The organism is Streptomyces sp. NBC_00683, assembly GCF_036226745.1.
Classification (GTDB): domain Bacteria; phylum Actinomycetota; class Actinomycetes; order Streptomycetales; family Streptomycetaceae; genus Streptomyces.
The window spans coordinates 1,264,543-1,277,223 of the sequence record NZ_CP109013.1 but is presented as its reverse complement, the minus strand read 5'-3'; the positions used below and the strand labels follow the sequence as shown (position 1 = coordinate 1,277,223).

General features: G+C 71.3%; 10 protein-coding genes. 4 read left to right on the top strand and 6 right to left on the bottom strand.

The window, feature by feature from the left end:
* Positions 1-12: 12 nt before the first annotated feature.
* Genes OG257_RS05690 through OG257_RS05680 form a run of 3 tightly spaced genes read right to left on the bottom strand, consistent with a single transcriptional unit; the run spans position 13 to position 3,074 of the window.
* On the bottom strand, positions 13-1,158 hold the full coding sequence (locus OG257_RS05690; protein WP_329205293.1) for an STM4014 family protein: 1,146 nt from the start codon (positions 1,156-1,158) through the stop codon (positions 13-15).
* On the bottom strand, positions 1,139-2,110 hold the full coding sequence (locus tag OG257_RS05685) for an STM4015 family protein (protein ID WP_329205291.1): 972 nt from the start codon (positions 2,108-2,110) through the stop codon (positions 1,139-1,141). The genes OG257_RS05690 and OG257_RS05685 overlap by 20 nt, the downstream gene beginning before the upstream one ends.
* Before the next feature lie 7 nt (positions 2,111-2,117).
* On the bottom strand, positions 2,118-3,074 hold the full coding sequence (locus OG257_RS05680) for an STM4015 family protein (protein ID WP_329205290.1): 957 nt from the start codon (positions 3,072-3,074) through the stop codon (positions 2,118-2,120).
* A gap of 180 nt (positions 3,075-3,254) precedes the next feature.
* On the opposite strand from OG257_RS05680, the gene OG257_RS05675 reads away from it, so the two are divergent.
* Positions 3,255-3,581 carry a hypothetical protein gene (locus tag OG257_RS05675; protein WP_329205288.1) on the top strand — a complete coding sequence of 109 codons (327 nt, stop codon included), beginning with the start codon at positions 3,255-3,257 and terminating at the stop codon, positions 3,579-3,581.
* Between the two features lie 88 nt (positions 3,582-3,669).
* Positions 3,670-4,671 (top strand): DUF6745 domain-containing protein, encoded by a 1,002-nt coding sequence (locus OG257_RS05670; RefSeq protein ID WP_329205287.1) that lies wholly within the window; start codon positions 3,670-3,672, stop codon positions 4,669-4,671.
* Between the two features lie 23 nt (positions 4,672-4,694).
* On the opposite strand, the gene OG257_RS05665 is transcribed toward OG257_RS05670, so the two are convergent.
* The 3 genes from OG257_RS05665 to OG257_RS05655 form a co-directional block, all read right to left on the bottom strand.
* On the bottom strand, positions 4,695-5,285 hold the full coding sequence (locus tag OG257_RS05665; RefSeq protein WP_329205285.1) for a TetR/AcrR family transcriptional regulator: 591 nt from the start codon (positions 5,283-5,285) through the stop codon (positions 4,695-4,697).
* 147 nt (positions 5,286-5,432) lie between these two features.
* Entirely contained in the window at positions 5,433-9,044 is a 3,612-nt protein-coding gene (locus OG257_RS05660; protein ID WP_329205283.1) for a S8 family peptidase, read from the bottom strand.
* Between the two features lie 287 nt (positions 9,045-9,331).
* The gene (locus OG257_RS05655) at positions 9,332-10,534 is read right to left on the bottom strand and encodes a Glu/Leu/Phe/Val dehydrogenase dimerization domain-containing protein (protein ID WP_329205282.1); all 1,203 of its coding nucleotides are present in this window, start codon (positions 10,532-10,534) and stop codon (positions 9,332-9,334) included.
* Between the two features lie 181 nt (positions 10,535-10,715).
* Between OG257_RS05655 and OG257_RS05650 the strand changes: the two genes are divergently transcribed.
* Both OG257_RS05650 and OG257_RS05645 read left to right on the top strand, forming a co-directional pair.
* Positions 10,716-11,156, top strand: a complete 441-nt coding sequence (locus OG257_RS05650) for a PPOX class F420-dependent oxidoreductase (RefSeq protein WP_329205280.1) — start codon at positions 10,716-10,718, stop codon at positions 11,154-11,156.
* A 113-nt stretch (positions 11,157-11,269) separates the two neighbouring features.
* Entirely contained in the window at positions 11,270-12,469 is a 1,200-nt protein-coding gene (locus OG257_RS05645) for an MBL fold metallo-hydrolase (RefSeq protein WP_329205279.1), read from the top strand.
* Positions 12,470-12,681: the final 212 nt, after the last annotated feature.

The following is a 12,681-nucleotide window of genomic DNA, read 5'->3' as shown; positions in this document are numbered from 1 at the left end:
GCGGACGTGGGTTCAGGGGGCAGTGACGGCACGGTCGTTCCTTGCTCGGTCCAGTACGGCGGCGACCTGCGCCGCATAGGTGTCCAGGCCTTCGGCGCCGCTTCCCGGCAGCCCGGTGAGGCGTGGCAGGAGATCCCCGAAGGCGTTGACCTCGCCGACGGAGAAGCGCCGCCAGCCGGTGGCGGGCAGCAGATCGACGCCCACGCACAGCGTGTCCGGGAAGCAGGCGGCGGCGCGTTCGCACACCGCGAGGGCCTCGCTCCAGTCGGCGCCGGCCGCTTCGACCGCGGCCCGCGCCTCGTCGAGATCGCCGCGTGCCCCGCCCAGATGCAGATTGGTCATGGGGGAGCGGCTGGTCCGCACGACGGCGTGCGTCGCACGGCCCGCGACGACCACGACCCGGAGGTCGGCCACCCGTCCCCGCAAGGACGCCTTGGGCAGCCAGCGCTCGATGTGCAGCCCGTCGGGCGCGAGCGTGTCGACGATCGCCGCCACCTCGCGCTCCGTCGTGCAGCGCCGCACCCGCAGCGAGTTGAAGAGCCGTCCCTCCTCGTCCCGCTCGACGGAGGTCGTCGCCCGCACCCGGCCGCGGCCCGCCGTCTCCAGGGCCAGTACCCCGGAGGCGGAGGATCCGTGCGCGGGCTTCAGGAAGACGCGCGGCATACGGTGCCCGGCCATCAGGTCACGCACATCCGCCCAGCCGCGCACGGCAGGTGCCATCGGCCCGGACGTCGGCGAAGCCGGCACGGGTACCCCGGCAGCCTCCATCACGCCGTGGCAGAGGCGCTTGTCGAACATGACCGCGATGTCCTCGGGGTCGTCCAGCAGAACAGCGCCCGCCGCTGTCGCCGCGCGGGCCACGTCCCGAACGGCGGAGGTGAACCCGGCGTACCAGCGGGCCGACCCCTCCACCCTCGTCGGGTCGTCGACCCCGCGCAGCAACCGCTCGACCTCGGCGTCCTCACCGGGCGAGTCGATGCGCACGGTCTCGCCGGGAAGGAAGACCGCGTCCTTGCCCAGCACCTCCAGCCAGGACACGGTGCGCGCCCTGGGCAGTCCGGCAGCACGAACGGCGTCGTGGAAGAGGCTGACCCTGCGGTTGCCGGGATTGCCGACGACCGCGAGGCGCGGCGGCGCGCTATTCACTGACCGCGACATAGCGGGGCTCGTCCTCGTCCTCCGGATCCCATTCCTCCGCCTCGTCGAGATCGACCTGTACGCCGGAGCGGGCGCACAGTTCGCGGACACGGGAGGCCATCGGCTCGGTGAGGTAGTGGTGGTGCAGGTCGATCGAGGACAGATGGGTCAGCGGCTGACCGTCGAGGAGGGCCTGCGCTCCCGCGTCACTGAGGGTGCCCATCGAGAGCGAGAGTGACTCCAGCTGGGCGACGACCGGAGCGGAGGCGACCGCAGCGGCGATCTCGTCCTGGATCTCGCTGTTCTGCAGTCCCAGATGGCGCAGCCGGGGGAACGCGCCGCCCGACAGCACGGGCCGCATGTCCTCGACCGTGGCGTCGCCGCCGTACCAATCGGCGCCGAACCAGAACTCCAGCCGCTCCAGGGCGGGCAGTTCGGAGGCGCCGACCGCTCGTACGACGTGGCCGGGCAGGCCGCCCGACTCGAACCTCAGCGACTTGAGTGCCTGGTGCCGCACCGGCCGCAGCCGCAGCTTCTCCTGCTCCGGGACGGAATCGCCGCCGCCGCGGACGGTCAGCTCCTCCAGGAGGGGGAAGGCATCGATCAGCGGCGTGATGTCGGACATCTCCAGCCAGGAGACCTCGCACTCCTCGCCGACGACATCGGCGAAGAACAACGCGCGCAGGGCCGTGAAGCGACCCGCGTCCGCGGCGATCCGCTCCACCACCGGTGCGAGGGAGGTGTAGTCGTCCGGCCACCAGGGGCCGATGACCAGCGCCCGGATCCGGGACGTGTCCACCGTGTCGAGGAAGTGCTGCCAGAGTTCCGGAAAGGTCAGTCCCTCCCAGCCGCAGTCCAGCCGCCAGGCCACGGAGTCCGCCGGGGGCAGTACCTCAGCACGCGACTCGTCGGGACGGGGCAGGGTGAGGACGGGAAGGCCGTGGAAGGTGTCGGGGTGCTCGATATCGCTCATCGCGCCATCACTCCGCGACCGCGGTGTAGCGGCCTTCGACGCCCCGGTCGCCCCACGGCTCGTTGCGCCCCGTCAGATCGACCCGCACACCGTGCGGTTCGAGGGCTTCGGCGACGCGGCGCTCCATCGGCTCCGTCAGGAAGTGATGGTGCAGATCGAGAGTGGTGAGATGGGTGAGGGGCTGGCCTTCGAGCAGCGCGGCCGCGCCCTCGTCCCCGAGCGTGCCGCAGGACAGGTCGAGCGTGCGCAGCCGTGCCACGACCGGGGCCGAGGCGACTGCGGCCGCGATCTCGTTCTGCAGTTCGCTGTTGCGCAGGCCGAGGTGGTGCATCAAGGGGAAGCGGGTGCCGGTGAGCAGCGGCGCCAGATCCGCCACATCCGCGTCGCCCCCGTACGCGGAGACCCCCAGCCAGAGGTCGAGGCGCTCCAGCGCGGGCAGTTCGCTGTCCAGCACGCCGCGCAGCGCATCCGCGGGCAGGCCGCCCGTCTCGATGGTGAGCGCCCGCAGACACCCGTGCTTGGCAGGCGGGAACAGCAGACCGGTGCCACCACGCACACCCAGCTCGGTCAGGGCGGGAAAGGCCGTGAGGAGAGCGGTGACGTCCGACTGCTCGATCCAGGAGATCTCGGCGTCCTCCATCTCCAGGTCACCGACGAAGACGGCTTCGAGTGACGTCAGCCGGTCGGCCGCCGCGACGACGAGTCCGACGGGGTAGGAGGAGTCCTCCTCGTACGTCTCGCCCCACTGCCCGATGATCAGTGCCTTCACCCCGGCCGGATCGACGGCGTCGAGGAAGGCCGTGAACTCCTGCTCCCAGGTGTGGGTCTCGTCCGGATCGAACGGGTTGACGCTGATGCGCCAGGCCGCCTCATCAGCTGCCGGCAGCACGGCGGCGTCGGTCTCGTGCTGGAAATCGACGGCCGGTAGGCCGAGCAGTTCGGGCAGATAGCTCACCTGGGACATGGTGCTGAGCTCCTGAAACTGAGGACGGACGGTTGATGTCCGCCAAGGTGTATCAAGCCCCACTGACAGCCGCGTGAGCGGGCCCGCCGCACCACCGGGCGGCGGCCGACTGTCAGACCCGCGCCGTAGCGTTTTCACCGTGGCCGGCACAGCGGGTGCCGTCACGGAGGGGAGACTTCTGTGTACCGGCAGGGCGATGTACTGATCGTGGCACTGGACGAGTCCGCGGTGCCCGCACGCTTCGTCGACGCACCGGGTGAACTGCGCGACGGGCGGGGGCGGCTGGTCCTAGCGCTGGGTGAAGTCACCGGTCACGCGCACGCGGTGCAGGGTCCCGGCCGGCTCATCCGGGAGGCGGGACCCTTCGGCCCGATGCTGCTCCATCTCCCCGACGGGGGACGCGTGGTGCACGAGGAGCACGCCGTGATCGCGCTGCCGAAGGGCTGGTTCCGCGTCGTGCGTCAGCGTGAGTACGCACCGGGGGCCGTCCGTGTCGTCGCGGACTGAGGCGCGCGGCGCCGCACTGCGGTGACGGGTGTCGGGTGACGGGTGACGTGGGACAGCGGGAAACAGGGACAGGGGACGGGGAAGACCGATGAGTTACGTGAATTCTTGGCGGGCCGTTGCGGCGGCGACGGGCGAGGCGGACCGGGGCGCCGCCGAGGACGGTGTGCGGCGTGCCTACCGCAGCGCAGGACTTGCCGAACCCGAGCACATCATCTGGGCACAGTCGCCCAGGGCGGCCGTCGAGGCGGTCGAGAAGCTCGTGGACGCGGGGCGCTCGGTGCGTGAAGAGGTCCGCACCCGCCCCTGGGCGGACGAACGGCGGCGGATGTACGACGAGCTGGGCCCGGCCGGCTGGTCCGCCCTGTGGTCCGCCACCGGGGCTCAGCTCTGGGAGACCACGGCCGCGCTGGCCGAGCGGATACGGACCGGCATCGTCACGGACCTTGCCACGCGGCCCGAGGACGAGTCCGCCGTACGTCTGGTACTGCTCGACGCGGTGCTCGGCCAGCACGACGCGGCCTGGCTCGCCGCCTTCGACGGCCGGGGCGAGCGGCTGACGGGACTGGCGGAGGTCGCGAGGAACGCGGGCTGGTGGTGGCCCTACGAGCGTGCCGTGGTGATCAGCGAGCGGCCGGTGGCGCTCCACCGCGACGAGGCGGGCCGGCTCGACCGCGGCGACGGCCCGGCGCTCGCCTATCGCGACGGCTTCGCACTCCATGCCTGGCGAGGCATGCCGGTGCCCGCCGAATTCCTGGACGGACTGGCGACCCTGACCCCCGATCGGATCCGGAACGAGGAGAACGCGGAGCTGCGCCGCGTGATGCTGGAGTACTACGGCTACGACAGGTACCTCACCGAGTCGGGAGCCGAGCCCGTGCACCGCGACGAGACCGGCATCCTCTGGCAGATCGCGCTGGAGGGCGACGAGGACGTCGTGATGGTCGAAGTCGTCAACTCCACTCCCGAACCGGACGGGAGCCACCGCACGTACTGGCTGCGCGTGCCGCCCCGGACCAGGACCGCGAAGGAGGGCGTCGCCTGGACGTTCGGGCTCGACGGCGAGGACTACGCCCCGTTGCGCCAGACCTGACCCGCCCGGGAGGCGGACCCCGGTCAGGCCGTCAGGGCCTCGTGCTCGATGCCGAGTTCGCGGGCGAGCGCCTCCTCGGTCCACCGCAGCATGGTGGTCCGGGAGAGCGGACCCGCGTACGACGTCATCTGGACGGCCAGTCCGTCCAGGAGAGCGGTCAGCCGCCAGGCCACCGACATCGGATCGTCGCAGTCGAACTCACCGGCTGCGGCGCCCTCCTCGATGACCTCGGCCAGCTCCGCCTTCCACTGCTGGTCGAGATCGCCGGCGACCTCGCGCAGCACCGGATCGCGCAAGGAGGCCGCCCAGCCCTCGATCCACAGCCGCCAGCCCTTGGCCTGGCCGGTCGGCGCGTACCAGCGAACCGCGGACCGAAGACGCCGGACCGCGGTCGTGCGGCGTGACATCAGCCCGCGCAGATGGGCGAGATCGGCCTCTGCCGCGTACGCGAACGCTGCCGCCACCAACTTCTCCTTGGACGAGAAGTGGTACAGCACGAGTGCGTTGCTCACTCCGAGGACCGATGCCACATCGGCGATCCGCACAGCGGACACGCCCCGGACCTCGATCTGCTCCACGGCAGCGCGCAGGAGGTCCTCACGTCGCTCCGACACGCTCAGCCGCACTCTTGCCACACCGTCACCCTAACCAACGCCCTGATCATGGCGGGAAGGGGACGGGCCCGCGCGGGCCCGTCCCCTTGCTGATCTCGGTCCGTAGTCGGGCAGCGGACCGGCCGTGGCGCGGTCAGCCGGCGCCGGTCAGCACCAGATGTCGGCGCAGCCCGAGCTGTACGCGTCGGTCAGCGTCTCCGTCAGGGACGCGCCCCACGGGTCCGTCACCGTCGTCCGGAGGTCGACCTTGGCGGTGCCGACAGCCGGTACGGTCACCTTCCACCGGCCATCCGCTCCACGGGACGCCGCAGCCGGCTTCCAGTCCGTGCCGTCGGTGGCGTACCAGACCTTGAGCGAGGCGACCGGAACCGCGCTCCGGCTGCCCTGCGCGGTGAGACCGACCGTATAGCCGAGGGGCTTGTCGGCCTCGGTGGCGTTGACCCCGGTCAGCGGCAGCCGGTAGTCCAGATCGAGCAGCCGGGCGGCTGCCGCGGTCCTCCCGGACTCGTGGCCGGAACGGAACCGCCACTCGCTGGTGACCCGCGAACCGAGCATCCAGGTCACCGGATCCGGGGAGGTACGGGTGGCGTCGACGGTGAGCCGGTACCAGCGGTCGCGCCGGTCCAGATCGAAGACGGCCCGGCCGGGCGCCGCGTTGCTCGCCAGTACGGTGCCGTCGTCGGCGGCGAGCACGGTGCTGCCGCTGTCCGCGCCGGGCGCTGTCTCCCCGCGGTGGCCTGCGGCGTCGGAGAACATGGGCAGGCCCACATTCAGCTTGTCGCCGGCCCTGGTGATCTGTGGGGAGCCGGCCCTCTCCCCGAGGGCGGGGTTGAAGGGAGCGGACATCCAGTCCTCCCCGTAGGTACGGCCCTTGCGGTAGACGGTGGGCGGGCCGCTCAGGGTCCCCAGCGGGTAGACGGAGTCGGAGACGTCGTACTGGTAGTGGAAGGTGGCGCTGGTCCAGGCCACATCCGGTGTGTAGTAGAGCGTCTGGTCCATCGGCGGGCGGTAGCCGACGGACTGCTGGAACAGCGTGAGCCCGTTCCAGCTGGTCCAGGCGTACATGCCCTTGGGGTCGTCGGGATACCCGTGGGTGCGGTGCTTCGTGGTGACCTTGGCGAGATTCTCGCGGCGGTCGAACCACTCCGCTCCGGCGGGCACCTTGCCGTCGACGGAGTGGTGGAGGAAGTACGCGTCGGCCGAGGAGTTCACGGCGTCCAGCTTCAGCGTGAGCGGCCCCTGGGCGAGCCGCTCGCGCAGCAGCGGAAGGCTGGAGCGGTCCAGGGAGAGAACGGGCGTGGGCCGGTAGACGGAGAGCCCGTACCCGGCGTAGACGATGGCGGCGGTCCCGGCGTCCGACAGCTTCTGGTAGAGCGCGTTGTTGGCCTCCGTCGGGCTGTTGGCCGGGGACCACAGCACGATCTTTCCCTCGAGGTCCATCGCGGCGGGATCGGTGTCCTGCCCGGTACCGATGTCGACGACCTGACCCGTGGCCGTACCCACCCAGCGGAAGATGCTGTACTGGGACAGCAGCAGCTTCAACTCCTGCGGCGACGAGCCCGGTTCCGAGGCGTCGACCTCCCGCTGCTGCCAGCTCAGACCGCCGAAGAACGTGAGCCCCTCCATGGTGCCGCCCGTCGTCGGAACCGCCTCGACGCGGTACTGGCCCGCGGAGCTCGGCGCGATCAATCCGGTGTCCGCCGCACCGATCCGTGAGGCGATGCCCGTTGCCGACTGGTACGCGATCCGGGCACGGCCGTCGTCGACGCCGATCCTCACCTCTCGGGCCGACTCCGTGCTGAGCGCGACGGCACGGTCGCCGCTGACCGTCACCCGCTGGGCGAAGTGGATCGCGGCCGTACCGACCGTGGTCGTGCCCACGTTGTCGTACTCCCAGATGTGCCCCATGAGCCGGTAGCTGCCTCGTGGCAGCGTCACCTTCTCAGGGGTGTTCCCGGTGAGCGAGACCGTGTACGAGGCACCCGTCCTCTCGTCCTGGAGCACGGCGGCCGTCCACGTGCGCTCCGCTCCCTCGCGCGGTGCGGGGCCGGTCAGGGTGAGGGTGTACGTCTCGGGGTCGGCCTCGATCGACACGGGCACGGTTGCCCGGCCGCGGCCCGGCCAGGTGGCGGTGACCGCGCCGCTGTACGTCGTGCCGGCCTCGACGCGCGAGGCGTCGAGAACGACGTCGGTCCGCGCGGTGGAGCGGGCGGGCACCGTCACGGAGTCCGTACCGGTCCTGACCGCGCCGCCCCGGCCCGTGGACAGCCGCAGTCTCACGGGTTTCGCGGTGGTGTTGGTCCAGGTGATCCGGTGCGTCTGGGGAGCGGCGGCGCTGTTCGGATACGTGGAGTGGGCGGCCAGCGTGGCCGGTTCGGCGAGAACGGCTGTGCCGAGCGCACCCGGCACATCGGTGAGGCCGGATCCCGTGTCATCGGTCGTCGTGCCGTCGACCGGGGCGGCGCTGCCGATCAGGGCGGACTTGAGCCGCGCACCGGACCAGTCCGGGTGCTTCTCGGCGAGCAGTGCGGCGGCCCCTGCGACGTGCGGGCTCGCCATGGACGTACCCGACAGGGAGGCGTACCGCTCGGTCACGGCCGAGTCGTCCAGGGTGCCGGCGGCGCGTGCCGCCACGATCGAGCTGCCGGGCGCGGAGATCTCCGGTTTCACGGCAGGCCTGCCCTGGCGGGGGCCGCGCGAGGAGAACTCCGACATCTCACCCGACTTGGTGACCGAGCCGACCGTCAGTGCCGCATCGGCGGCACCGGGCGCGCTGATCGTGCGGTCACCGCTGTTGCCCGCAGCGATGACGAACAGCGTTCCGTGCTCCTCGGACAGCCGGTCGACGGCGGAGGACAGCGGATCGGTGCCGTCCGAGGCGCGACTGGATCCCAGGCTCATGTTGACGACGCGGGCGTCCTGCGCGACCGCCCATTCCATCCCGGCGAGGATCCAGGAGTCGTAGCCGTAACCGTCGTTGGCGAGGACCTTGCCCTCGATCAGCTCCGCGCCGGGCGCGACTCCCGCGTACCGGCCGCCGGATGCTGCACCGGATCCGGCGATGATCGACGAGACATGGGTGCCGTGTCCCTGCAGATCCTGGACGTCACCGTCATCCGTGAAGTCCTGCGAGGCGGTGACAGCCTTCTTCAGGTCGGGATGGTCCCGGTCGTACCCGGTGTCCAGGACGGCGACCTTGGTCCCCTTGCCGGTGAGCCCGGCCCGATGCGCCTCGTCCGCCCCGATCTGAGGCACCGAGGTGTCGAGCGATGCCTGGACCCTGCCGTCCAGCCAGACCTTCCCGATGCCTTCGGAGCGGGCCGCCGATGCCGTACCGAGCTGCTTCCACACGGCGTTCGCCGACTTCTTCGGCACACTCAGCGCGGTGGTTCCGGCCGTCGGGAAGGTGCCGGCGACGCGGGCGCCCCGCGGTGCGCCGGGGCTGCCCGATGCGGAAGCCGCTCCAGCGACCAGGACGCGCAGGGTGTCGGCCGCTCCGTCGGCGTAGCCCGAAGCGACCAGTTCCGTGACGTCGAACAGCCGTTGGTCGACGCGGCCCTGAGAGACCTGGCCGGCGGCGTCGATCGGTACCGCGTACTCATGACCGTCGGACCGGAACCGGCTGAAGCCCATGCCTTCCCGGCCGGGACCCGGTGTGATCGCGGTGATCTGTACCGATTCGCCGTCACCCGAGTACGTCACCACATCGCCGGTCAGCAGGGTGACGGTGCGGCCCCGGCCATCCGTGGAAGGGGACACGGAAGGGGACGTGAACGGGGGTGCGCCTGTGGCCGCTGCGGGAAGACTCCCGCCGGCAAGTGCGGCGGCGAGCGCTGTGGCGCAGGCCGCCGCCCATCTGGTCCGTCTCATTCTCACCTCGTGAACTCGTGTGTTCCCAGGGGGTGGTGAGCCGAGAGTGACAGGGTCATGGCGGAGTGGTGGCGATTGGAGGTGGCGGGAAGCTGCCATGGCGTCAAATCGCCTCGACCGCCGACGCAGGCACCCCCTCCGGCGCCGAAGCCCCGGAGGGGGTGCGCCTCACACAGCTACCGCGCGTACCAGCCGAACCGCTCCGCCATGACCGGGAGCCGGTCCGCGACGATCGCGTGGGCCGCCTCCCGAGGGGTGCAGCCGTCGGCCTCGGCGCGGGCCAGCATCAGGTCGATCAGGGCGCGCATCGAGCGGCGGGTGTGCCCGAACGCCTCCTCCGCGTCGGCCCCGATGTCGCCGAACAGGGTCCACCACCACCAGGCGTTCGTACCGGAGTTGACGACCACATCGGGCAGGACCGTGATCCCGCGCGCGGCGAGCAGCTTCTCCGCTTCCGGCAGCACCGGCATGTTCGCCGCCTCGACCACCCAACGGGCCCTGATCCAGGCCTGGTTCACCTCGTCGACGGTGTACGAGACGGCCGCCGGAACCAGTACCTCCGCGTCGGTGGTCAGCCAGGCGTCGGCAGGCAGCTCGTGGTCCCCCTCCCGCAGGGCGCTCCGGTCGACCGTCCCGTACGCGTCCCGGGCGGCCAGCAGGCCTTCCACGTCCAGTCCCGCCGGATTGGCGATCGTGCCCCTGACGTCGGCGACCGCCACGACCCTGAGTCCGGCCCGGGAGAGGAAGCGCGCCGTCGCTCCGCCCATGGTGCCGAGCCCTTGCACGGACACCCGGGCACCGCTGTGGGCGACGCCCGCACGGTCCAGTGCGGCGAGCACGGACTCGGCCACCCCGCACCCGCCCACCAGCTCGTCCAGCCCGATCCCGTCCACCGTGACGGCGAAGGCGTCCGCCAGCCGCCCGCGGGCCGCCGCCTCGTCGTCGAGCAGCGGGAAGACCGCCTGGACAGAGGAGACGAGCCCGGCCTCCGCCGCGGCCCGGTCGACGAGGTCCTGGGTGAGGCCGAGATCCTCGCCGGTCGTCCAGACGCTCTCGACGTAGGGGCGCACCGCCCGCAGATAGCGGACCAGCACCCCGTACGCCTCGGGGTCCCGCGGATCGCAGTCGATGCCGCCCTTGGCGCCGCCCAGGGGGATGTAGCGCGCTTGTCCGTCGTCGGCGTCGTAGTGCAGTGCTTCCTTCATGGTCATGCCACGGGCGAGGCCCGTCACCTCGTCGAGGGTGCACCCCTTCCGCATGCGCAGCCCGCCGCTGGAAACTCCGCGCACCAGCCGGTCGACGACCAGGTGACCCTCGCGGCCCGTGACGTGATCCGTCCAGGTCAGGGAGATGAGCGGGGCGGGGGAGTGGGGTGTCATCCGGCGGCTCCTCGGTCGGTCGTACTGAATGGTCATTCAGTATTGGGAGCGGGTGGCACCCCTGTCAAAGATGATCTGACGCGGGGCGGTCGGGGTGCTCCCGTCGCGGCGGTGCGCCGCATGTGAGATCGAAGGCACCGCACTGCGGAATCCTGGGGCGGCGGCGGACGTTGGAGTCTGCATGACGGACATCGAACCCGGGCGCGAAGCGCTGCTCCGACTCGTCGGTGAGCACGACGGCGGGGTGCTGGTCACCCTCAAGCAGGACGGCAGGCCCCAGCTGTCCAATGTGAACCACGCCTACTACCCCGACGAGGGCGTGATCCGGGTCTCCATCACCGAGGGCCGGGCCAAGACCCGCAACCTCCGCCGGGATCCCCGCGCGAGCTACCACGTGACCAGCGACGACCGCTGGGCGTGGACGGTCGTCGACGCCACCGCCGAGCTGACCCCGTTCGCCGCCGATCCGCACGACGCGACCGTGGAACAGCTGATCACGCTCTACAGGGACGTCCGGGGCGAGCACCCGGACTGGGACGACTACCGACGGGCGATGGTCCAGGACCGCAGGGTCGTCCTGACGCTGAGGATCGAGCATGTGTACGGGCAGCCGCGTGCCTGACGCCGCACGCTCCGCCGGCGGTGTCGCCGGTATTGCTCCGTTCACCGCCATTTTCTTGCCCCGTCGTACCCCCCGACCATAATGGGACGACACCGACTCCCTCAGGAGATGTTGTGACCGGCGCCGACAATCAGCCTTCGCTCCGCATGAGACTCCGCTCGCTGCGGCCCGACGCCTTCGGAGCGGACCCGGCCGGAGCCAGGATGGAGCGCATCACGCGCTCACCCAATTTCGCCGACGGGGTCTTCCAGAACCCCGAGGGGGCGCGGACGCGGCCGTCGGGTTCCATGCTCGAATTCGCCAAGGTCTACTTCCGCAAGGAGGAGCGGGCCCGCAGGTCGCCGACCGGTACCGTCCCCCTCCACGCGACCACGCTCGCCGATCTGGCCGCGCCGCCGGCCACGGGGCTCCGGCTGACCTGGATGGGCCACTCCAGCGTGCTCGCCGAGATCGACGGGCGGCGGGTGCTCTTCGACCCGGTCTGGGGTGAGCGCTGTTCGCCGTTCGCCTTCGCCGGGCCGAAGCGGCTGCACCCCGTGCCCCTCCCGCTCGCCGCGCTCGGCCCCGTCGACGTCGTCGTGATCTCCCACGACCACTACGACCACCTCGACCTGCCCACCATCCGTACCCTGGCCGGCACCGACACGGTCTTCGCGGTCCCCCTCGGCGTCGGCGCCCATCTGGAGCGCTGGGGCGTGCCCCTCGACCGGATCCACGAGCTCGACTGGAACGAGACCGTACGGATCGCCGGGATCAGCCTGACCGCGACACCCGCGCGGCACTTCTGCGGGCGCGGGCTGCGCAACCAGCAGCACACGCTGTGGGCGTCCTGGGTCGTCGCGGGGCCGGAGCACCGGATCTACCACAGCGGTGACACCGGCTACTTCTCCGGCTTCCGGGACATCGGCGCCGAGCACGGACCGTTCGACGCGACGATGATCCAGCTCGGTGCCTACTCGGAGTACTGGCCGGACATCCACATGACACCCGCCGAGGCCGTGCAGGCGCATCTGGACCTGCAGGGCGGCGGGCCGGCCGGCACCCTGCTGCCGATCCACTGGGCCACCTTCAATCTCGCCCCGCACCCGTGGTCCGAGCCGGCGGAGTGGACGAAGGACGCCGCGGAGGAACTGGGGCAGGCGGTGGCCTTCCCGCGGCCCGGCGAGCCCTTCGAGCCGGCGGGGAAGCTCCCCGCGGAGCGCTGGTGGCGCTCGGTGTCCGGGCTCGCCGCGCGCCCGTGGCGTGCCTCGGCGGGGGCGGACGGCGCGTCGGCGGCGCCCCAGGGCGAACTCGACCTTGCGGGCGAGCGCTGACGGAAGGCCGGGGGATGGAACTCGCCTGGAGCGTCGGGACCTTCCTGCAGAGCGCGCTGTCCGTGCCCGCCGCGATGTGTGGCCAAGCCATGAGCTACTTGTGAACGAGCTGTGACCGAACCATGATTGTTACTGATAAGTAAATGTCGGACATGTGTTCTTGCGCAGCGCTCGGAACACGTGGCAAAGTCCCGTCCCACCTCTGTCGATCA